Genomic DNA, 20921 nt, shown 5'->3' with positions numbered 1-20921 from the left:
GTCCTCCTTATCGTTCAGGCTCTTTGCGTTTGGGAGAGGGACTGGCAGGCGCAGCTTTTTCTGCGGCCTGTGCCAGTTTTTCCATGACCGACTCACGCTTCGGAGAGTCGAGCTTATCCAGCTGACTTTTCAGCACTTTGGCAACCTCAACCGCAGTTTCCTCACGGGCTTCTTCAATGGCTGTATTCAGGAACTCACGATACGGAGCCGTATTACCAGCGGCAAGATCTGCCTTGATTTCTTGGATATGCGCCTGCACATCATCGACCTGATCCATATATTCATAGGGGTCGAAGTTCTCTGCAAAACGGTCGAGCTTAAAAGCAAGCTCAGCGATAGGGTCATTGACCACCACCGCCTGTCTGCCGACTTCAAAAGCCTGCTCCATGACATCCTCATAGAACATTGCCCGCAGTTCCCGGCGCTCCAGCCCGAAGGATTCCAGAATATCCCGGCGGACTTCGAGCATGGACAGTTCAGGGTTATCAACCTGACCGCCATCAATCTCGTTGTAGTTTTCATCCAACAGGGTGTAGTCGTAACCATCTTCGCAGGTCTGCACCGCAAGGATTCTATCCTTTCCGACCTTCCATGCGGCTTCATCGCCCATAATCTCAGGCTCCGGCATATAGCTTGCGCCGTTGCGCTCCATAATTTCTGCAAACTGGCAGATATGAAACACATTGTATCCGATCTGCGTATGATACTCGTCAATGAAGGTGCAGGGCTTCACAACCATTTCATCCGGGTAGTGAATCTGCACACAGCTGCCATCGGGGATATGAAACAAATCCTTATAATGGCTGTCGATAAATCGGATTTCCTTACCATCCGGGTTGTACTCATTTGTCATTTGCGCTTTCCTCCATTTTCAAATTCCATACTGAACTTCGTTTTGCCATCATCTGATACCTCCATAAAGACGGTGGCATCAAAGGTGTTGCCCGTTCTTTCGGACTTGCAATTCTTGAGCTTTACCTTGCCGGAACCAAGCAATTTCTGCGCCGTGGCAGAAGTCATGCTCTTGCCGATGCTCGCAAAGTAGCGATTGTTTTTCCAGAGGGCAAATTTGCAAGCTCTGTTGGAACAGAAAAATGCCTTGGCTTTGTCCTCTACAGCACTGCCGCAGAGCGGGCATTTGCCGATAGAATTGGCTTCTTTCGACATCATAACCTCGGAATCACGGATTACTTCATAGTTCTGAATCAGACCGGCAATCACATCTTTGATCTCGTCCATAAAGTCCTCGCTGGCATATTCGCCTTTCTCAATGAGCAACAATTTTTCTTCCCAATCCGCCGTCATGGATGGGGACTGAATCTGTTCCGGCATGACTGTTACCAGAGCCGTACCCTTGTGGGTCGGAATCAGGTGTTTGGTTTTCTTATCACCCTTACGCTCCAGAAAACCGATGCGAACCAGCTTCTCAATGATACCGGCACGGGTCGCAGGCGTTCCCAAACCTTTGCGCTCCACCTCATCAGGCATTTCGTCCGCACCGGCAGTTTCCATAGCAGAAAGCAGAGTATCCTCGGTAAAGTGTTTAGGGGGAGATGTTTTCCCTTCCTTGATTTCCGTGCCGCTGACGGTCATTTCGTCACCAACGGAAACAGAAGGGAGTGTCTGCACGTTTTCGTCGGATTTTGTCGAATCATTTTTCTGAACCAGAGCTTTCCATCCATCCTGCACAACAGTTTTGCCTTTGGTGGAAAACACGGTACCGCCACAGTCCAGCTCAATAACTGTCTCTGCGTATCGGTGCGGATCGCCAACAGCTACGCACAACCGATTCGAGATCAGTTGCAAAATTGCAAGTTCACCCTTGGGAAGTTCGCTCAGATTGCATTTCTGCAATTCTCTGGTCGGAATGATGGCATGGTGATCTGTGACCTTTTTGTTATTCACAACCTGCTCTGCATGAACTGGTATGTTATCCACATCCTCCACGGGGAATGTGTGGAAAGCCAGCTTTACGAGGTCGGTCAGGCTATGTGCCATATCTTCCGTCAGAAACCTGCTGTCGGTACGGGGATAAGTGACCAGTTTCTTTTCATAGAGGTTCTGCGTGTAGTCCAAGGTCTGCTGTGCCGTGTAGCCAAGCACACGGTTGGCTTCTCTCTGTAAACTGGTCAGGTCATAGAGCGCAGGCGGCTTTTCTGTTTTCTCCTTACATTCAGCTTTCTGAACGATTGCCACCGAACAGCTTTGTTTGACAGCTTCGGCTGCTGCCTTGGTTTTGAAGCGTTCGCTTGCAGCCGTAAAACCATCCAATCCAATCTGAACTGTGTAGAACAGTTCAGGCTTGAATGCGGAAATGGCAGCTTCTCGCATAACAGCCATAGCAAGGGTAGGGGTCATAACACGACCAACATTCAGGGTCTGCCCGTAAAGGGTCGAAAAAAGTCGAGTAGCGTTAATACCAACAATCCAGTCGGCTCGTTCTCGACACAGTGCTGCTTCATACAAAGCATCATATTCCGTTCCAGACCTGAGATTTTCAAAGCCCTCCTTGATTGCTACATCTTCCATCGAGGAAATCCAAAGCCGCTCAAACGGCTTTCTGCACCCGGCTTTGTGGTACACCAACCGAAAGATCAGCTCGCCCTCACGACCGGCATCTGTTGCACACACAAGACTCGCAACATCTTCTCTGGCCATGAGCTTTTTCAGAATCCCAAACTGTTTTTTCGTACCGGCAGAAACCTCATACTGCCAGTCCATCGGGAAGATAGGAAGGTCTGCATAAGCCCATTTGCTGTACTTCGCATCATAGACTTCCGGCTGTGCCAGCTCCACCAAATGCCCTACACACCAGCTGACCACATATCCGTTTCCCTCTAAGTAGCCATCCTCACGCTTGGCAGCACCTAACACTTTGGCAATACTCTGTGCAACCGAAGGCTTTTCAGCCAAAACTAATTTCATTTGCATCTGCTCCTTTCACAAAAAAATAAGCAGCCACACACCGTAGTGCATGACTGCTATGTAAAAAGTTCGGAAAGGATTTTTGCAACCTGATACAATTTTCTGTTCTACAATCTCCGTCATAATAAAAATATCTCCATCATTTCAAAAGAGAATGACGGAGATATTTCACCTTGCTTATTCTTGTAGCAACCAATCGGCTATATCGTGAATTTCGATTCCTTCATAGCTATATTGGGGATGTTTGGTTCTGGCAATAATCATTTTCGGATAAGCGTCTCGAATCTGAAGCAGAGGAGAGCATTCTCTCTCAAATGTTTCCTGCCCGGAAATGTTGTCGCTGACCTGAATATAAATCTTTTCGCTACCTCTCTGAGCAACAAAGTCGATTTCCTTTTGATAGAGCTTGCCGACATAGACATCATATCCACGGCGAAGAAGCTCGATACAAACAACGTTTTCATATACTCTGCCATAGTCTATATTTCTGCTTCCCAGTATTGCATATCGAATACCGCTGTCACACAAATAGAACTTTTCAGAGCTTTCAAGGTATTTCTTACCTCGGATGTCATATCTCTTAATATCATAAAATACAAAAGCATTGCACAAATACTTAATGTACTTGCCGACGGTTACATGATTGGTTGGAGTCTCATTTGCTGTCAGTAGCTGACTGACCTTATTCGGAGAAGTCAGGTTGCTGATATTATCCATAAGGAACTCGCTCAGACGTTGTAAAACCAAAGTGTCCGGGAGAGTATATTTCTGTACCAAATCCCTTGTAACAATCGTTTCGTAGACCTCTTTGATATAGTTTGTTCTGTCTTTTTCGGTTCTATAAGCATAGGAACCTGCTAAACCGCCCTTGATAGCGTACTCATCAAAGAGCTTATCTTTGTCACTAATATCATCATAATACTGGCAATATTCCTGGAAGCTGAAAGGAAACACATGAATTTCAATATAGCGTCCGGTAAACAGAGTTGCCAGATCTGCACTCAACAGGAAAGCATTAGAGCCTGTTACATAGATGTCGTATTTTCCCTTAGAGTACAGGCTATTGATTGCCAACTCAAACTTGGGACACATCTGAACCTCGTCTACAAACAGGTAGTTCGTTTTTCCTTCCTGATAATGTTCTTCCACATAGGCGTGTAAGGCATGGTATTCCTTGATTTCTTCATACGCCAAATCCATGAAGTCGATGAAGATAATATTGATGTTTTCAAAATTGCTTTTCAGATACGCAATATACGCCTGCATCAATTTGGACTTACCAGATCGACGAATGCCCGTGATGATCTTGATGTCAGGAGTACCATTCAGTTCAATGATTCTATCGAGATATTTTGCTCTCGTGATTGTTTTCATATAGTCACCCGCTTTCAAAAATTGAAGTTTTTTCATTTCTCGAAACCGCTTCGCTGTACTTATTATACTGTCTGCTAATAGTATATGCAAGATGTCACTTTCAAAAACGCAAATTTTTTTATTTTTTGAAAGCGGAAACTATGTAAAGGCAACCCGAAGGCTGCCCCAGGCATCAAGCCTATCCTGTTTACACAGGTTCATTATCATCTTCATCGACGGAGCTATCTTCATCGTCGTCCTCAAACTCCGGATCGTACCCATAGTCCTCGTCATCGTCCACATAATCAGCATCTGGGTCAGGCTTTGCCGCTTCCTGTGCCTTCTTCTTTTCCTGGACTTTCTTAAATACGAAGAATCCACCACCACAGGCAAGCACAATCAGAGTAAGAATCGCCGGGAGCATATTTGTGGATTTCGGCTTTTCCTCCGGTGTCGGTTCTGTAATTTCAGGAACTGTTTCAACTACTTCCGGCTTTGTTTCCTCAACCGGCTTGGTGAACTCTGCAACTTCTTCCTCGTCCATCAGCTTGAGCAGGTCGGCTTCATCCACCTGATTCAGAAAATGCACGGTTTCCTCGCCCTTATCATCACGGTCAATGATGATATAGAAGTAGTTTCCGTTTTTGGTTACAGCGGTAATGAACTGCTTTCCGCTTTTCGTAGGCGAGCCAGCGTCATCAACCAAAGTCAGATTGCCGTCGGGAGTAAGCGGTAGCATCGGCTCCTCCGGCTCTGTTTCGGGAACTTTTTCTTCGACCGCAGGTTCTTCAGTCGCTACGCTTTCATCTACATAGGCAAATGCCGTTGTAGAAAACACGCCAAAACACATTGCACACGCCAGCAATGCGGCTCCAATTTTCTTAAATCTCATTCTGCGTTTCCTCCTCATTCATAGTATTGATCGTATCAGGCTTCGGAGCCATATCCGCAGCAAACATACGGAGCAGCTCGGAAAGCTGTTCGGGATTCAGGTTCGCAGCATGAACCATCTCATGGATTTCGGAATTTTCCTCCTCACGGTATCTGCGTTCCAGGTCTTTCACCTTAGCATCCCATTCTGCCCGTTTCTTACGGGCTTTTTCAAGGTCTGCACCTATTCTGTCTAACTTGGCACTCAATCGCCATCCCTCCTTTAGTTTCTGATTCTGCCGAAGCAGTAAAAATGCTGTTGCCAGTAATTCGATTCGATAGAAGCGTAGGAAATGGGGTTTCCGCAGTGGATCATCATACCATTGCCAACATAGATACCAACGTGTGATGCACCGGAGGTATCATAAGTGCCTTGGAAGAAAATCAAATCTCCCGGTTTGGCAGAGCTTTTCGGGATAATGTCGCATACGCCCATCAAACCGTTTGCGGTCAAACGACCAACACTCCAACCGTTTCCGCAGTGATTGATTACATAGGAAACAAATCCGGAGCAGTCAAAGGAGGTAGACGGGCTGCTGCCGCCCCACACATACGGGTATCCCAGATATTTTTCAGCTTCCCGAATCATATTGGCAAATCTTGTGTCTGTCAGCGCTTCGCCCGGAATATCATAATCGGTGTACTCGCCGCCAGGGGTGGCGTAAATGTCATTTCCGAAAATATCCGGTCTGTTGCCCCTTGTCTGAAGCAAAATTCTATATCGCTCCATATCATCTTCCGACAAGCCGGAATTTGAAATCACACTGTTCAAGCCCTTATTTCTGAGCTTCACATTCAGAATATAATATTCGTAATCTTCTTCCTCTGTTGTTGTCTCTCCCGTTTCGGGATCAGTAGAAGATGTTGTTCGTGTACGAATCTCTACTACTTCCGTCAGGGTCAGCTCATATTGTTGCTCAAATAGCCATTGCAGGGTAGCCTGCACCTCATCTCTGGTGTAATCCTCAAACTTCACCGTCAAATACGCCGCCAGCTCATAAGGATTGTGGTTGATTTCATCAAGGTCATACCGGTACTCGTCATATCCGCTATGAGTACGCTCGATATTATTGATTTTATTGCGGAGCGCAGCTTCCAAAGCCTTGTAATCATTGTCCGCACCAATAATATCTTCCTCTTTTGCAGTAAAAGAAGTTCCCAGAATGATCTGTGTGCCGCCTTGGAACATAGCCGAACAAGACGAGAACATCCCTGAGAGTATCATAAAAAGCAGTCCGGCAATCAAAACAAACAGAATCGTTTTAGAGTGTGTGGTGCAGAACTCCGTTACTCTTTCTGTGATGTTCTTGGCTCCCTGAGCTGCTTTGCCCGTTGCCTTGCCTGCACCCTTAGATGCAGAAGCCGTTGTCGAAGCGGTATTCTTACCGGCTTTGGCGGCAGCATATTCTTTCTTGATTGCCCTTTTCTGTTGCCAACGGGAAAAGGGATTGGAACCGGCATCGGGGTTGTCCTTTTTGAACTTCTCATACAGGGCATTTACATTTGCTTTATCTGACTTCTCAACCAGCTTTTCCGCCTTGTCGTAATGCCCTTGCCTGATGTTCCTTGCAGATTGCATCCAAAGCATCTGCATCTTTAGAACGGACAAAAACAAGAAACCGGGGAGGATCAACGGACTTATCTTTTCTTACGGCAAAGTCCACGCCATACTTCTTGGCGAGCTTTTCAAAATCACGGATACTCTCTTTGTCGATCTCAACATTCGTAGCACCCTGATTCTGTCCCAAAAGCTGTTTCACGGATTGCTTTCCATGAACGGCAGGGTCTCGTGCCTTTTTCATCTTCACTTTTTCCCGGTGCTGCAAATACTTGCGGATACCGGCAATGATAGTGCGCCCCGTCAGCTTGGTTGTGCTGATCGCCAGGTTTACTGTTCTGTTTTCAACTTCTTCCTGCATGATTCATCACCTCCTGCAAGCAGTAGAGTGAACAGATTATCGTGCCATATCTCTGTGGTCGTAATACAGATTGCCCTTGGCAACTGCGGCATGGCTGATAATCTTGATATTGCCAGCTTTCTGGTTATCCAGAGCCTTCTGATAACCCACATCGCTCAAATACAGGCGATTTCTTTCGCCTTTCCAACCGACAGGCGATTCATCGGTCAGCACATCGAAAATAATCATGTGCTTGGTGGCGTCATCAAATCGTGCCAAGTCCATATAGGTATGTCCCTGGTACTCCTTGGCACCATCCTGAATCCGCTTTCGCTCCATCAGCTCTCCAATCGTCGAATTTCTTTGCATAAGAACCTCCTTACAGAACATCTCGGTCAGGGTTACTTTTGTGGGGAACCGAATCAGCTTTGACAGGTGCATCTTCTTTCTTCACCATGTCATCCGGCAGGGGAAGCGCCATAATGCTGCGCCCCATGCGTACAAAAGTCTCAGGCTGATGAAAGTGTTCCTCAAACTGCTTCATCAGTTCCGGGGACAGAGAACAAAAATCATCCTCGCCCAATCCCACAACCAGAAAATCACCGGCGATAATGTCATAAATATCGCCGTCATCATCACGCAGCGCACGGTTCAGTTCTTTGCCTACGAGTTTACCTTCGTCGTGCATCACCAGTGCAACCGGCTCATTGAACGGATAAGTTGCCTCAATATCGCCACCTACGGCTTTCTGCAAATCCTCCAGCTCACAGCCGATCTGCACAGCCTGCGGATACATGAACGGCTTTACCAGCAACACATTCATGGTATCTGCCTGTTCTTTCTGAACCTCCCGTTCCTCGGTCGTGCCGAACGCAACACCGGTAAAGTTTTCGGAGTCCAGAATGTACTCCGAATTGTAATAAGCGGCTCTAACCTGTTCCTCTGCCGCATCGTGAGATTCTGCTTGCACCGTAACCGTTTTCTCCAAGGTTTCGGTGATCTTCACATCGTATTCTTTCAAGTTTCGATACCTCCGTTTCTTTGGAAATAAGAAAAGCGACCATCCATGAACCTGTTACAGTTCATAAATAGTCGCATCCACATCGGCTAAAAGCTCGAACAAGCAAATATCGTCCAGTTCGCAAATCAGGGAACCCATGTCGAAGAAAATATCGTCCTCGCATTCCACCGTAGTAACCACGCTGCGGTGTTCGTTAAGACAAATGGCTTCTTCCTTGTCCATCGTGATCGTAGACATACAGGACACCACATAGAATGTCATATCTTCTGCTAACCACAGCTCCTTGCTCTGAATCGTGCGAACTTTTTCATCGCCGCTCATATCTTCTACATAGGACAGAAGCCGCACGGCTCTGCTGTTCAGAAGTACCTTTCCCTGATAGTCGATACCCTCACCAGCAGAGGACAATACTCGATACTCGCTAATCATCTCGGCATTTTTCTGAAACGACTTTGCCAGAAGCGCAGGAGAAATATCATCGAACTCCTCACTGTAGTTTACGAGCATATCTACCATATAATCAGGATCGCAAAGGTCGTAGAGTTCTTCCAAAGCGCCCTGAATGTTTTTGGGTGTAAACATTTTTTACCTTACCTTTCCATTGATTTTTCTCTTTTTTTCTGCCATTGCTCCAAAAGCTGAATGATTTTATCCTCCATCTGCTTGTTGGTATAGGACTTCGGGAAGTATTTTCGCAACGAATCCGTTTTGAAGGTTACTCTGTCCAGCTCTCCCTTCTTGATTTCATTCATAATCTCGCACATCGCATCCAGCGTACACTCGCCCTCCTGTGCGAGCTTTTTAATTCGCTGTGCTTGCGAAAGGGAAGGAGCTGCTTGAGCATAATCCATTGCAGAAAGAAAATCCTTCTGTTCTTCACTTGCCAGATAGGAAAGCTCCACCGCAGGATTGAATTTGATCTGACCCGTATCTACCATATCCAGCAGTTCCGGAATCAGTTCGGTCAGACGGATATAACGGTGTACCTGATTTCTGCTTTCTCCTGCCTCCTGACCGACTATATCCATTGCCTGCAACTTCATCCCAACTTGGGATGAAGTTAAATCGGTGCGTTGACCTTGATGTTTAATCGCATCCAGCTTCATCTTATAAGCAAATGCTCTTTCACTCGGCAGGATACTCTCCCTCTGCAAATTCGCATCAACCATCAAAATAATGGCTGCATCATCGTCCAGGTCACGAACAATCGCAGGCATGGTTTCCTTACCCGCAAGCTCCGATGCCCGGTGCCGCCTGTGACCAGAAACGATTTCATAACCACCGTCGGGGTCAGGACGGACAATCGCAGGAGTGAGAACTCCGAAATCTCGGACGCTCTCTGCCGTTTTCATCATTTCTTCATCATCAACCACACGGAAGGGGTGTCCCTCAAAGGGGTGTAGCTCAGAAAGCGGAATTTCCTGCACACGCTCCTGCTGGGCTTCAGCTCTGGATTGATCGGTGGAGAAAATATCATCGTACCCCTTCAAGCTGATGTTTGCGCCTTTTTTCTGCATTGTTTAACACCTCCTTCGTCAGAATTTTATAGGCTTCGGCAACTTTGCCTTTGGGATCATGCTTGAAGATACTGGTTCCCTCTGCGCTGATTTCCTCTGCACGGACAGAGCGGGGAATGTCGGTCTTGTAAACCTTCAGCTTTCCGCCGTAGCTCTCCCGAATCAGATTGCTGATGTCTTTGGAGTAGTTGGTGCGGCTGTCCACCATCGTCAGAAGAATCCCTTCAATCCTCAGTTTCGGGTTGATTTGCCTCTTGACCTTGTTGATGGTTCCAAGCAGCTGTTCCAGACCCTTTGCAGGAAGGTATGCTGCCTGAACCGGTATCAGCACATTGTCGGCAGCTGCCAACGCATTGACGGTCAGCATACCCAAAGACGGCATACAGTCAAGAAGAATGTAATCATAATTCTGTTTGACTGTATCCAGGTATTGCCGGAGAATGGTTTCCCGGCTCATGGCATTGACCAGTGCTACCTCCATACCTGAGAGTTCGATGTTGGACGGCACCAAATCAACGCCCTCCGGATGATGAAGAATCCCTTCATCGGGAGTAATAGGGTTTTCCATCATAATCTTTCCCATCAGATCGGAAAGTGTCGGAGACAGATCATCCGGGCAGGGATTGCCCAAACTGACCGTCAGGGAAGCCTGGGGATCGGTGTCTACCAGAAGCACCTTTTTTCCTTCAAGAGCCAAGCCAACGCCCAGATTCTCGGTGGTGGTGGTCTTTCCAGTGCCTCCTTTCTGATTGACCACCGCAATGATGGTTGCTTTTTTCGACATTTATCGTCACTCTCCTTCCTCTCGCTTCATTTTCAATTTCTTAAATCCTCCTTCCAAATATCCGTGTGACATATCGTGCCGAACAAGAGCATCGTAGTAGGTGTCTATTGTCGTCGGCGCATTGTATATCGTAGTCAGCATATACTGACGGATATTTCTAATCTTTGTGGTGTTCTCCTTGAAGCAGTCCATAACATATCGAATGTGTTCGGCATTCAGTTTCATAAACCGACTGCGGACAATTTCTGCCGGACGCTCCTCTGCACCAATGCGAATCAACGGTCGCTTCGTGCAAACTGTTTCAACGATCAACTCCAGAATGTTATCCAGCATTTCGGAATCGTAAGGGTAATCCTTCTTCAACAAATCCATACTGAGCTGATCCGAGAAATAATCAAAGTATTCTTGATACCGGTCATTCTCGTCCATCATTCCACCATTTCCGGAAGGAAAGATAGAATCAGTATCACTAAATTCAGTATTTTTAATATCAGTATTATTACATTGTGATTTCGGAAGTTCTTGAGTTGTGATTTCCATTGTTCCAGAATTGTGATTTTCACAATTCAAGAGTTGTGAATCCACAGCAGAGATAAAGTTCTTCACATAGATCAGGTTGGGCTTTCCCAAACCCTGGCGCTTACGTTCAATCAATCCTGCTTTCTTCTCAAGTTCACTGAGCAGCTTGATAGCCTTTTGTTCAGCACAGTTCAGAGCCATCTTCGCTTCGTCGATTGTAAAAATGATATACACTCTACCGTTTTTATCTATCCAACCATTCTTGGCAGACAGGCTCATGCGGTCAAGCAAAATGCCATACAGCATCTTGGCATCGGCAGAAATATTCCAGAACCTCTCGTTCGTGAACAACACCTTCGGAACTCGATAGAATGTGAATAGATCGGATTGCTGACCGTAAAAATAATCAAAACTCACACGGCTTCACCACCTTCTTTCTGCGGAAAACTTTCTGTTGTCAGCGGAATGCTGCGGAAAGTCGTATCCGTCTTTTCGTAAGGACATCGGGCAAAATAGTAGAAGCGGTATTCCTGTTCATACACATCCATATCAACGAAGCCCCACTTCACGCATAACCTTCTTCGTACACCAACCAATGCACGGGTGATCTCGCCCATAGGGACAGCCATCACATTCCGACTTGGGTTTCGGCGGCAAAGAGATTAAGTAGTAGCAATTATTTCTACCCAGACGGCAGCCCTTTCTGCCATTCGTCCAGAAGTAGCAGTAATGACAGTCGCTCGGCTTGTCTGCGGTATAAACAGGCTTGCTCAAATAAAACACCTCCAATCTCTTGTATTTGCCCATGGGTTTGGGCATAAAAAAAGAGCGCCTATCCATCCCCAATGCGGGGCAAATAGACGCTCTATGTACATAACGATATTTAATTTTATCTGCTATAACTGCATGGTATTCAAAACATCCGCCTTTTTTGATTAGCTGGATTTTTGGCACGATTTTGGGGCTGATTAGCAGGAAGGGCATTTTCATTAGCAAGAACAGCCCGTTTTCTGCTAAAAATTAGCTGGCGATTTTGTCTTATAACAACCGTTCGATTCTGGAGGGGTTGTCAAAAATCAAATTTTGGAGTAGAATTTTATCTCATACAGTGAAAGAGCTTTTTCGTAGCTTTTTATATAAGAAAAGCCGAAAACCCTTGAAAACAAAGGCTTTCGGCGTTGTTCACTGGCGTCCATAAGAGGATTTGAACCTCCGACCCCACGCTTAGGAGGCGTGTGCTCTATCCAGCTGAGCTATATGGACGTGTCTGATATATGATTATAGCCCGATCAAAGTCGAACTGCAATCCCTTATTTAGTTTTTTTTGAGGTGGCCGTTGTAACGCAACCTTAGGAGGGGCTCGTTATATCCATTTAACTATGGAGGCATATAAAATATTCTGTTTTCAAGCCCAATTGGGTTTGGCCCCTTCGATTTTAAAAAGGGTTCATTCTATCCATCTAATTTTATAGAGGCAAATACACCTATTTTTATATTATAGGTGGTCTGCCAAAGCTTGTCAATATTTCCACAGGTTTACTCTTAGGAAAATCCCCTCGTTTCCCTATGAAAAAGTGGAGACGCCATCCCTCGAACAGCATCCCCACTTCTTCATCTATCCCCTATCATCAAAACCTATATTGAAATCGAAGCGTTGTACAGCTTTAGTTTATTACTTCCGTTTTCCTGCATTCGATAGGCGTTGCTCGGGGTCACCCAGGTCGAAGGCGTATCACATCCACGGCAGAAAATCCACCCTCCAGCATACTGAATGTCCCAAAAGGACGGGGCCGGGGAAGGCAACACCTTGCCATTCTTTCCATTCGCATCCGTCATATAAAGCGTCTGTTCCTTATCAAAAAACAGTTTTCCATACGCTGCGCCTTCCAAATCTAAAAACACATACTCGTTATTTTCAACGATATAATGCTGCATCAACCGAGTGCTCTCTCCAGTCGACAGATTTTTCACATAAAAATCCCCATATTCTCCGGTATAATATGTGGTATCATCGCTTGTTGTTTCCGCATGATAGTTCAAGACCTCCTGGTAATACAACTTACCGTCCATAATGTAGAAATCATCGTCTACATTTCCAGGGACTGCTTGGCTTTTTCCGCTCCCGTCGGGCTTCATCCGATATAAGACCGCATCACTTTCGCCAAACCTTCCGCCCATAAAATAGAGCCAGCCGTCTGCATAGGACAAGGAGGTATACATAAATCTACCTGGATTAGTACAGGTCTTTGTTAAACCCGTACCGTTCAGCGCACAGCGGTAGAAATCATAGACCGAATCCCGGCCGCAGGCAATCACGATCTGATCCTTATCCAACCAGAATTGGCCGATTACGCCGGGAAGCTTTACCAAACAGGTGGTCTGCTTACCAGATATATCACAGCGATAAATTCCCTGATCGCTCCGGGCATAATAGAGCCAGCCGTCTCGATAACTGAGGTTCCAAATACCCGTACCGTCCGCGGCCCGGATGCAAGTGTCCCCAGAGCCGTTCGGCGCCATACGCCAGATATCTCCATTGCGTACATAAAATACATATCCACCGCCGGCCACACAGGTTCCGCCATTTGCCAAATTTCCCAGAGCCGTTCCTTCTGTTAAAACGGCTGTATCCGCAAAGGTTTCGGTAGATTTTTCAACGGACAAAAGATTCGAGTCACTTTGTGTAGCACATTCCGCCCATGCGCAAGTGACAGGCATCGATGCGACACAAAATGCACACAATAGGGAGACGAAAAGCCGTCCATGCCTCTTCATAATCATTTCCTCCTTCAAAATTGATCGGGCTCTTATTGTTATTGTAGCACAGGGTGTTACACATATGTTCCCAAATTTTATGGGACTTTTTCCCGGACCAACCCTGCGCAGACACAGCAAAAATCTTTCATTGTTTTGAAGGAGCCCTATATCATCTTTCTATAAGACATCTTACATTCCTTATATCTTCGCCTCCGCCGATGGATATTTCGCTCACTGGTTACTTTGTCGTACCCTTTTTCAAGCTCTCAATTTTTTTGATTTTGGGCTTGACTTTTTATTTGCAGGCTCCCTGTTATGATCGCTCCGTTCGTCTCCAACATTTCTCAGCTTGTAAGCCCCCTATAACGATCGCCTTTGGGACATTCCCTCTCAATATATTGCTACAGGAAACAGGTAAGCACCGACAGCTGGCGGTTTTTGTATGGTAAGAAAAAAGTCCCCAGCTGTACGCTGAGGACTTTCGATCACTTTCCTTCCTCCCTGGAAAAGCGGTTTTGCATCGCCTGTTGATCCATTGAGTAAGAAAGCGCTTCTCCTGGCATATACATCGGTGGCCCATCCTATCCTTATTCGGATTTTTCCGTATATTCCTTTGGAATTCCCCGGTAATTCGTCAAGCCCAATAGATAATCGGTCGTCGTCTGGTGGTACTTTGCCAAGCTGATGAGAACCTTTGTGGGAATATCCCTCTGTCCCAACTCATAATTGCTGTAAACCTGCTGGGAACAATAAAGAATTTGCGCCATTTCCGCCTGTGTCAGGTCCCTGTCTTCCCGTAAATCTCTGATACGTTGATACATGTGATCACCTAACATCAGAATAACGCAGTCCTGTTTTTTTATTCATTCTTACCGCAAATTGCAGTATTGACGAATACCGCGTTATGCAGTAAAATGGAGAAAACCATCGAAAAAAGGAAGTGTTTTCATGTGGCTCCTCATATGGCAGGCCATTTATTTCCTTGCGATCCCCTGTATCTTATGTTACCAAGCGCTTGAGTAAAGTTTGTCCCACCTAGGAGCAATTGCCCGCAGGCTTAACGTTTACAAATGCTGTTTTCAGCGCAAACCAGACAAAAGAGGGTGTCCCAAAACTACGAATTTTTCGATTCATAGGAAAGGGGCGCCCTCTTTCTGTCTGGAAAAATATCTGGGTTTAAAAAACGAGGGTATCCTTCAGTCATTTCATGACTTTTGGGATACCCTCGTTCTGAAACCGTGTGCTATCCTGTTAACTCGTTTTATTACGCTCTTTTCTCTTTAACAGCAGCCTGCGCCGCAGCCAAACGCGCGATCGGCACGCGGAACGGAGAGCAGGAGACATAGTCCAAACCAACCTTGTGGCAGAACTCGACGGAAGTCGGGTCGCCGCCGTGCTCGCCGCAGATGCCCAGATGGAGGGCTGCATTTGCTTCGCGGCCAGCCTTTGCGCTCATCTCTACAAGACGGCCAACGCCATCCACATCGATGTGCACAAACGGATCGGACTCATAAATCTTATTGTCATAGTAAGCATCCAGGAACTTGCCTGCGTCGTCACGGCTGAAGCCGAACGTCATCTGGGTCAAGTCGTTGGTGCCATAGCAGAAGAAGTCTGCGTCTGCCGCAATCTTGTCTGCGGTCAGGGCAGCGCGCGGGATCTCGATCATGGTGCCGACTTCGTACTTCAGCTCAACGCCGGAGTCTGCAATGATCTTGTCCGCCGTAGCGACAACGATCTTCTTCACGAAGTCGAACTCCTTGACCTCGCCTACCAGCGGGATCATGATCTGCGGGATCACCTTGACGCCCTTCTTCTGGACGTTGATCGCTGCATTGATCACAGCGGTGGTCTGCATCTCTGCGATCTCCGGATAGGTGACCGTCAGACGGCAGCCGCGGTGGCCCATCATCGGGTTGAACTCGTGCAGGCTCTCGATGACCTCGTGAACCTTCTCAACCGTCACGTTCAGCTCCTTGGCGATCTCCGCGATGTCCTCTTCCTTGGTCGGGAGGAACTCATGGAGCGGCGGGTCCAGGAAGCGGATGGTGACCGGATAGCCGTTCATCTCTTCGAACAGAGCCTCGAAGTCGCCCTGCTGATACGGCATGATCTTGTCCAGCGCCTTCTTGCGGTCCTCGGTGTTGTCCGCAATGATCATCTCACGCATCGCCTTGATGCGGTCGCCCTCGAAGAACATGTGCTCGGTACGGCAGAGGCCGATGCCCTCTGCGCCGAACTCGCGAGCCTGGTGCGCGTCACGCGGGGTATCCGCATTGGTGCGAACCTTCAGCTTGCGATACTTGTCCGCCCAGCCCATGAACAGGCCGAAATCGCCCGCGATGGAAGCCGGAGCGGTCGGGATGGCTTCGCCGTAGATGTTGCCGGTGGAGCCGTCGATGGAGATATAGTCGCCCTCGTTGTAGGTCTTGCCGCCGAGGGTAAAGTTCTTTGCGTCATAGTCGACGTTGATTTCGCCGCAGCCGGAAACGCAGCAGGTACCCATGCCACGAGCAACAACCGCTGCGTGGGAGGTCATGCCGCCGCGGACGGTCAGGATGCCCTCAGCAACCTGCATGCCTTCGATGTCCTCCGGGGAGGTCTCGCGGCGGACCAGAACGACCTTCTCGCCCTTCTTGGCCCACTCTTTTGCGTCCTCAGCCGTGAAGACGATCTTGCCGCAAGCTGCGCCGGGGGAAGCCGCCAGGCCCTTGCCAACGACGGTCGCCTTCTTCAGGGCGTCCGCGTCGAACTGCGGATGCAGCAGAGCGTCGAGCTGCTGCGGCTCTACGCGCAGGACTGCCTCTTCCTCGTCGATCATGCCCTCGTGTACGAGGTCAACGGCGATCTTCAGGGCAGCGTTTGCGGTGCGCTTGCCGTTACGGGTCTGCAACATGTAGAGCTTGCCATTCTCGATGGTGAACTCCATGTCCTGCATATCTTTATAGTGCTTCTCAAGACGGTCTGCGATCTCTGCAAACTGCTTGTACACTTCGGGCATATCCTGCTCCAGCTGGCTGATCGGGGACGGCGTACGGACGCCGGCCACAACGTCTTCGCCCTGTGCATTGATCAGGTACTCGCCGAAGAGCTTATGCTCGCCGGTTGCCGGGTTGCGGGTGAACGCAACGCCCGTGCCGGACTTATCGCCGGAGTTGCCGAAGACCATGGCCTGCACGTTGACAGCAGTGCCCCAGTCGTACGGGATCTCGTTCATGCGGCGATAGACGTTTGCGCGCGGGTTATCCCAGGAACGGAACACGGCCTTGACCGCTTCCATGAGCTGCACCTTCGGGTCGCTCGGGAAATCCTCGCCCTTGTTTTCCTTATAGAAGGCCTTGAAGCGCTTGACGAGGTCCTTCATGTCCTCGGTGTCCAGCTCGGTGTCCTGCTTGACGCCCTTCTCTTCCTTCTTCTGGTCGATGATCTTTTCGAATTCCGGCTTCGGCAGCTCCATAACAACGTCGCTGAACATCTGGATGAAGCGGCGATAGGAGTCGTATGCGAAACGCGGGTTGTTGGTGAACTTCGCAAGGCCCTCAACCACGACGTCGTTCAAGCCGAGGTTCAGGATGGTGTCCATCATGCCGGGCATGGAAGCGCGGGCGCCGGAACGGACGGAAACCAGCAGCGGGTTCTCCGGATCGGCAAACTTCTTGCCGCAAATCTCTTCCATCTTGCCGAGATACTCATAGATCTGGGCCTGGATCTCATCGTTGATCTTTCTGCCATCCTTATAATACTGGGTGCACGCCTCGGTGCTGATGGTGAAACCCTGCGGAACAGGCATCCCTGCTTTTGTCATTTCAGCAAGGTTTGCGCCCTTGCCGCCGAGCAGTTCACGCATGTCCTTGTTTCCTTCAGAGAAAAGGTAGACATACTTATGGCTCATGAACATATACCTCCTAAATAAAATAAATAACGAGCACAGGTCACACACATTCTCATTCTTGCTCTCCCCGTATTATATCAAAAAAGCCGCTGGATTACCAGTTCTTTTTCAATAAAACCCACCGAGATTTGTAAATTTTCCGGCGCAAAACCGAGGAAGTTCCACAAATCCGGCTGGAAACATGAATTAATGCTTGAAAAATTCCGTACATATGAGATAATAATAACAAGAGCCGGGTGTGCTTATAGCAAGCCAGGCGTTTTCGTGCTTGCGGCCGGATACAGGGAAGGCCCAAGCGCCAATGGAACTTTTAAAAGTTTATGCGGAGGATTTTGCCTATGCCAGAGCAGACCTGTGCCGTTATCCTCGCCGGCGGCGAGGGAAAGCGCATGAAATCAAACCACCCGAAGGTGTTGGCTTCCGTGCTGTTCAAACCCATGTTGCAATGGGTGATGGACGCCGCGGAGGGCGCGGGGGTAAAGGAACTGTGCGTGGTGACGGGACATAAGCACGAGCAGGTGGAAGCTTACCTGCAAGCGGCGCAAAAGCCCGGCGGCGCGAACCTGCACCATGTGTTGCAGGCGGAACAGCGCGGGACGGGGCACGCCGTGATGATGGCGGAGCCGTTTTTGCGCGCGCACAACGGCGGGAACACGCTTGTCCTCAACGGGGACGCGCCGTTTGTCAGCGCGGAGGTGCTCAAAACCGCCTTAGCAGCGCATGTGGGCCAGGGCAATGCCGTCACGGTGATCAGCGCGGAGCTGGACGATCCGTCCGGCTACGGCCGCATCGTGCGCGACCCGGCGACGGGGCTCGTGCGCGCCATTGTGGAACAGAAGGACGCCGACGAAGCGACCCTTGCGGTGCGGGAGATCAACTCCGGGGCCTACTGGTTCCGCACGGACGACCTGCTCTCCATCTTAGGCTGCATCCGCAACGACAATGCACAGGGCGAGTATTATCTCACCGACGCAGTGCGCCTCTTGATCGAACAGAATAAGAACGCGGGAGCCTACATCGCATCCGATCCGGCGGCGGTGATGGGCGCGAACGACTGCGTGCAGCTGAACTCCCTGAACGAAATCGCCAGGGAGCGGGTTTTGCATGCCCAAATGCTGGCGGGCGTGGAGATCCCCTGCACGGACGGCGTCCTAATCGGCCCGGACGTCACCATTGGGCGTTCCACCCGCATTTTGCCAAACACCATCCTGCGTGGGAATACGGCGGTCGGGGCGGATTGCTCCATTGGGCCAAGCGTTGTTCTGACGGACTGTACGGTGGGCGATGGCGCGTCGCTGTGTTTCGCCTCCTGCGAACACACCAATATTTCATCCAGCCAGGCCGTTGCGCCTTTTACGGTGATTGGGACGCCTTGATGCCGGGGCATTCCAAGAGGGAAAGAGTCACACAAAATATAGGGGGAAGCAAAAATGAATTTTCATGGCAAGGACATCAAGATTTTTGCCGCAAGCGCAAACCAGCGCATGGCAAAGCAGATTTCGGAGTGCCTGGGATTGTCCATGGGCAAGAGCGAGGTCGGCACGTTCAGCGACGGGGAAATCTCGGTTTCGCTCTTTGAATCCGTGCGCGGCTCCGATTGCTTTATTGTGCAGTCCACCTGCGAACCGGTCAACAACAATCTCATGGAACTACTGATTATGATCGACGCCATGAAGCGCGCGTCCGCCGCCCGCATCACGGCTGTTATGCCCTACTTTGGCTATGCCCGTCAGGACCGCAAAGCCAAGGCCCGCGACCCGATCTCTGCAAAGCTCGTTGCAGACCTGCTCACCACGGCGGGCGCCGACCGCCTGCTGACCATGGACCTGCACGCAGCGCAGATTCAGGGCTTCTTCAACATCCCGGTTGACCATCTGCTGGGCGCGCCGCTGCTCTCCTCGTTCATGAAGGAGCGCGTGGGCGAAAACAGCGACGAATACGTTGTCGTTTCTCCCGACCTGGGTTCTGTCACCCGTGCGCGCAATTTCGCGGCCCGCATCGGATGCAGCCTGGCGATCGTGGACAAGCGCCGCCAGAAGGCCAACGTCTGCGAGGTTATGAACATCATCGGCAGCGTTGAGGGCAAAAAGGTCATCCTGGTCGACGACATGATCGACACCGCAGGCACCCTGTGCAACGCTGCGGCGGCCATCATGGAAAAGGGCGCGAAGGACGTCACCGCCTGCGCCACGCACGCGGTCCTCTCCGGCCCGGCGATCGACCGCATCCGCGACAGCGCGATCAAGGAGCTGGTGCTCCTGGATACCATCCCGCTGCCAGAAGAAAAGATGCTTCCGAAATTCACAGTCCTGCCCGTGGCCCCGCTCTTCGCGGAAGCCATCGAGCGCATCTATGAGGACAAGCCGGTCAGCCCGATGTTTGTATAACCGGGCGCGGTCTCTCTGACTGTTTTCCTTTGATTTTGTACACACGGGCGGGGTAGCGCAGCTATCCCGCCTGCTTCTTCTGTCCGGCAAAACCGACGGGTTCCGCAGGGATTCGCCGGTTTTCGCGCAGAAATCATATACCAACCCGGCGGATGGACCACGCTTTCCGTTCCATCCGCCCGTTTTCGTGCGGCAAAGCGCCCGGCCGGTCCGGGCGCGCCCCCAGGGGCGGCCGCATCGGTTCACGAGGCATTCCAACGCCGGGCGCCCCGTAAAAACGTGCCACCCGGCAATAGAAAGGGAGTTTTTATGTTTCAGAAGTTCTTCAGACGGCCCGCGCCGGTCACCGGGCCTGTGGAATATCTGGTCGTCGGCCTGGGCAACCCGGGCAGCAAATACGACGGCACCCGGCACAACACGGGCTTTATGGCCGTCGACCGGATTGCGGAAAAGGCCGGCGTCCAGATCGACCGCCTCAAATTCAAGGGGCTCTGCGCGCGCGCGGAGGTCGGCGGGAAAAGCGTCCTGCTGCTCAAGCCCTCCACCTTTATGAACCTCTCCGGGCAGAGCGTGCAGGAGGCCATGCAGTTTTATAAGCTCCCCGCGGAGAAGGTGATCGTCCTGTTCGACGACATCTCCCTGCCGGTGGGCCGGATGCGCATCCGCATGAAGGGCAGCGACGGCGGGCATAACGGCATGAAAAATATCATATATTTGAGCGGAAAAGATACCTTTCCCCGGATAAAGCTCGGGATTGGCGCAAAACCCAACCCCGGGTGGGATCTGGCGGATTGGGTGCTGAGCCGCTTTACGGAGCAGGAACAGAAGCAGCTCTCCGATGTATTCGACCATGCGGCTGAGGCTGTGGCGCTTATGGTCAACGGCAACAGTACGGAGGCGATGAACCGCTTCAACGGGGCTTGAGTTGCGCCGGTTCC

At 49.7% G+C, this 20921-nt stretch carries 20 protein-coding genes and 1 tRNA gene; 3 read left to right on the top strand and 18 right to left on the bottom strand.

From position 1 onward, the window contains the following. Positions 1–7: 7 nt before the first annotated feature. From B5F54_RS10300 to ppdK, 18 genes are all read right to left on the bottom strand, one after another. On the bottom strand, positions 8–853 hold the full coding sequence (locus B5F54_RS10300; protein ID WP_002304387.1) for an LPD16 domain-containing protein: 846 nt from the start codon (positions 851–853) through the stop codon (positions 8–10). Further along, the gene (locus B5F54_RS10295) at positions 850–2925 is read right to left on the bottom strand and encodes a DNA topoisomerase 3 (protein WP_002578949.1); all 2076 of its coding nucleotides are present in this window, start codon (positions 2923–2925) and stop codon (positions 850–852) included. Before B5F54_RS10295 ends, B5F54_RS10300 begins: the two co-directional genes overlap by 4 nt. 177 nt (positions 2926–3102) lie before the next feature. After that, positions 3103–4335 (bottom strand): ATP-binding protein, encoded by a 1233-nt coding sequence (locus B5F54_RS10290; RefSeq protein ID WP_002304383.1) that lies wholly within the window; start codon positions 4333–4335, stop codon positions 3103–3105. A 151-nt stretch (positions 4336–4486) separates the two neighbouring features. Beyond that, the gene (locus B5F54_RS10285) at positions 4487–5170 is read right to left on the bottom strand and encodes a DUF4366 domain-containing protein (RefSeq protein ID WP_002578950.1); all 684 of its coding nucleotides are present in this window, start codon (positions 5168–5170) and stop codon (positions 4487–4489) included. Then, the gene (locus B5F54_RS10280) at positions 5160–5417 is read right to left on the bottom strand and encodes a DUF4315 family protein (RefSeq protein ID WP_002304378.1); all 258 of its coding nucleotides are present in this window, start codon (positions 5415–5417) and stop codon (positions 5160–5162) included. Before B5F54_RS10280 ends, B5F54_RS10285 begins: the two co-directional genes overlap by 11 nt. Before the next feature lie 14 nt (positions 5418–5431). Next, complete coding sequence (locus B5F54_RS10275) at positions 5432–6787, bottom strand: C40 family peptidase (protein ID WP_172749686.1); 1356 nt, start codon at positions 6785–6787, stop codon at positions 5432–5434. Next, positions 6729–7127 (bottom strand): PcfB family protein, encoded by a 399-nt coding sequence (locus tag B5F54_RS10270; protein ID WP_330396776.1) that lies wholly within the window; start codon positions 7125–7127, stop codon positions 6729–6731. Before B5F54_RS10270 ends, B5F54_RS10275 begins: the two co-directional genes overlap by 59 nt. A 36-nt stretch (positions 7128–7163) precedes the next feature. Beyond that, a complete protein-coding gene (locus B5F54_RS10265; protein ID WP_002304317.1) occupies positions 7164–7475 on the bottom strand; it encodes a DUF5720 family protein in 312 nt (103 codons plus the stop codon). 10 nt (positions 7476–7485) lie between these two features. Then, entirely contained in the window at positions 7486–8127 is a 642-nt protein-coding gene (locus B5F54_RS10260; protein WP_002588969.1) for a DUF3846 domain-containing protein, read from the bottom strand. A 54-nt stretch (positions 8128–8181) separates the two neighbouring features. After that, positions 8182–8709: a hypothetical protein gene (locus B5F54_RS10255; RefSeq protein WP_002304315.1), complete on the bottom strand. Its 528-nt coding sequence runs from the start codon at positions 8707–8709 to the stop codon at positions 8182–8184. Positions 8710–8717: 8 nt separating this feature from the next. Next, positions 8718–9644 carry a ParB/RepB/Spo0J family partition protein gene (locus tag B5F54_RS10250; RefSeq protein WP_002304314.1) on the bottom strand — a complete coding sequence of 309 codons (927 nt, stop codon included), beginning with the start codon at positions 9642–9644 and terminating at the stop codon, positions 8718–8720. Beyond that, positions 9601–10428, bottom strand: coding sequence for a ParA family protein (locus B5F54_RS10245; RefSeq protein WP_002304313.1), 828 nt, complete (start codon positions 10426–10428; stop codon positions 9601–9603). Before B5F54_RS10245 ends, B5F54_RS10250 begins: the two co-directional genes overlap by 44 nt. A gap of 6 nt (positions 10429–10434) precedes the next feature. Beyond that, positions 10435–11364, bottom strand: coding sequence for a DUF6017 domain-containing protein (locus tag B5F54_RS10240; protein ID WP_002304312.1), 930 nt, complete (start codon positions 11362–11364; stop codon positions 10435–10437). Continuing rightward, entirely contained in the window at positions 11361–11564 is a 204-nt protein-coding gene (locus B5F54_RS10235) for a hypothetical protein (RefSeq protein ID WP_223385014.1), read from the bottom strand. The genes B5F54_RS10240 and B5F54_RS10235 overlap by 4 nt, the downstream gene beginning before the upstream one ends. A 569-nt stretch (positions 11565–12133) precedes the next feature. Next, a tRNA-Arg gene (locus B5F54_RS10225) sits at positions 12134–12210 on the bottom strand. Positions 12211–12582: 372 nt separating this feature from the next. Beyond that, positions 12583–13722: a DUF5050 domain-containing protein gene (locus B5F54_RS10220; RefSeq protein WP_054323804.1), complete on the bottom strand. Its 1140-nt coding sequence runs from the start codon at positions 13720–13722 to the stop codon at positions 12583–12585. A 569-nt stretch (positions 13723–14291) separates the two neighbouring features. Further along, positions 14292–14525 carry a helix-turn-helix domain-containing protein gene (locus B5F54_RS10215; RefSeq protein WP_054323805.1) on the bottom strand — a complete coding sequence of 78 codons (234 nt, stop codon included), beginning with the start codon at positions 14523–14525 and terminating at the stop codon, positions 14292–14294. A 443-nt stretch (positions 14526–14968) separates the two neighbouring features. Beyond that, positions 14969–17596 (bottom strand): pyruvate, phosphate dikinase, encoded by a 2628-nt coding sequence (gene ppdK, locus B5F54_RS10210; RefSeq protein ID WP_087233932.1) that lies wholly within the window; start codon positions 17594–17596, stop codon positions 14969–14971. Between the two features lie 338 nt (positions 17597–17934). Between ppdK and B5F54_RS10205 the strand changes: the two genes are divergently transcribed. The 3 genes from B5F54_RS10205 to pth all read left to right on the top strand — a co-directional run bounded on the left by B5F54_RS10205 (position 17935) and on the right by pth (position 20907). Further along, positions 17935–18972, top strand: a complete 1038-nt coding sequence (locus B5F54_RS10205) for a sugar phosphate nucleotidyltransferase (RefSeq protein ID WP_087233930.1) — start codon at positions 17935–17937, stop codon at positions 18970–18972. Between the two features lie 54 nt (positions 18973–19026). Continuing rightward, on the top strand, positions 19027–19983 hold the full coding sequence (locus B5F54_RS10200; RefSeq protein WP_087233928.1) for a ribose-phosphate diphosphokinase: 957 nt from the start codon (positions 19027–19029) through the stop codon (positions 19981–19983). A gap of 309 nt (positions 19984–20292) precedes the next feature. Further along, complete coding sequence (gene pth / locus B5F54_RS10195) at positions 20293–20907, top strand: aminoacyl-tRNA hydrolase (protein WP_087233926.1); 615 nt, start codon at positions 20293–20295, stop codon at positions 20905–20907. The last annotated feature ends 14 nt before the right edge of the window (positions 20908–20921 follow it).

Origin of the sequence: Anaeromassilibacillus sp. An250 (assembly GCF_002159845.1) — a bacterium.
GTDB classification, from domain to species: domain Bacteria; phylum Bacillota; class Clostridia; order Oscillospirales; family Acutalibacteraceae; genus Anaeromassilibacillus; species Anaeromassilibacillus stercoravium.
Note: the sequence above shows the minus strand (reverse complement) of the source record. Positions and strands in the feature narration are given on the sequence as shown.

What these genes read in the sequence shown, in the direction of transcription:
- B5F54_RS10300 (WP_002304387.1), bottom strand. Translation starts at nt 853, where the DNA reads ATGACAAATGAGTACAACCCGGATGGTAAGGAAATCCGATTTATCGAC.
- B5F54_RS10295 (WP_002578949.1), bottom strand. Translation starts at nt 2,925, where the DNA reads ATGAAATTAGTTTTGGCTGAAAAGCCTTCGGTTGCACAGAGTATTGCC.
- B5F54_RS10290 (WP_002304383.1), bottom strand. Translation starts at nt 4,335, where the DNA reads ATGAAAAAACTTCAATTTTTGAAAGCGGGTGACTATATGAAAACAATC.
- B5F54_RS10285 (WP_002578950.1), bottom strand. Translation starts at nt 5,170, where the DNA reads ATGAGATTTAAGAAAATTGGAGCCGCATTGCTGGCGTGTGCAATGTGT.
- B5F54_RS10275 (WP_172749686.1), bottom strand. Translation starts at nt 6,787, where the DNA reads ATGCAATCTGCAAGGAACATCAGGCAAGGGCATTACGACAAGGCGGAA.
- B5F54_RS10270 (WP_330396776.1), bottom strand. Translation starts at nt 7,127, where the DNA reads ATGCAGGAAGAAGTTGAAAACAGAACAGTAAACCTGGCGATCAGCACA.
- B5F54_RS10265 (WP_002304317.1), bottom strand. Translation starts at nt 7,475, where the DNA reads ATGCAAAGAAATTCGACGATTGGAGAGCTGATGGAGCGAAAGCGGATT.
- B5F54_RS10255 (WP_002304315.1), bottom strand. Translation starts at nt 8,709, where the DNA reads ATGTTTACACCCAAAAACATTCAGGGCGCTTTGGAAGAACTCTACGAC.
- B5F54_RS10250 (WP_002304314.1), bottom strand. Translation starts at nt 9,644, where the DNA reads ATGCAGAAAAAAGGCGCAAACATCAGCTTGAAGGGGTACGATGATATT.
- B5F54_RS10245 (WP_002304313.1), bottom strand. Translation starts at nt 10,428, where the DNA reads ATGTCGAAAAAAGCAACCATCATTGCGGTGGTCAATCAGAAAGGAGGC.
- B5F54_RS10235 (WP_223385014.1), bottom strand. Translation starts at nt 11,564, where the DNA reads ATGGGCGAGATCACCCGTGCATTGGTTGGTGTACGAAGAAGGTTATGC.
- B5F54_RS10220 (WP_054323804.1), bottom strand. Translation starts at nt 13,722, where the DNA reads ATGAAGAGGCATGGACGGCTTTTCGTCTCCCTATTGTGTGCATTTTGT.
- B5F54_RS10215 (WP_054323805.1), bottom strand. Translation starts at nt 14,525, where the DNA reads ATGTATCAACGTATCAGAGATTTACGGGAAGACAGGGACCTGACACAG.
- ppdK (WP_087233932.1), bottom strand. Translation starts at nt 17,596, where the DNA reads ATGAGCCATAAGTATGTCTACCTTTTCTCTGAAGGAAACAAGGACATG.
- B5F54_RS10205 (WP_087233930.1), top strand. Translation starts at nt 17,935, where the DNA reads ATGCCAGAGCAGACCTGTGCCGTTATCCTCGCCGGCGGCGAGGGAAAG.
- B5F54_RS10200 (WP_087233928.1), top strand. Translation starts at nt 19,027, where the DNA reads ATGAATTTTCATGGCAAGGACATCAAGATTTTTGCCGCAAGCGCAAAC.
- pth (WP_087233926.1), top strand. Translation starts at nt 20,293, where the DNA reads ATGTTTCAGAAGTTCTTCAGACGGCCCGCGCCGGTCACCGGGCCTGTG.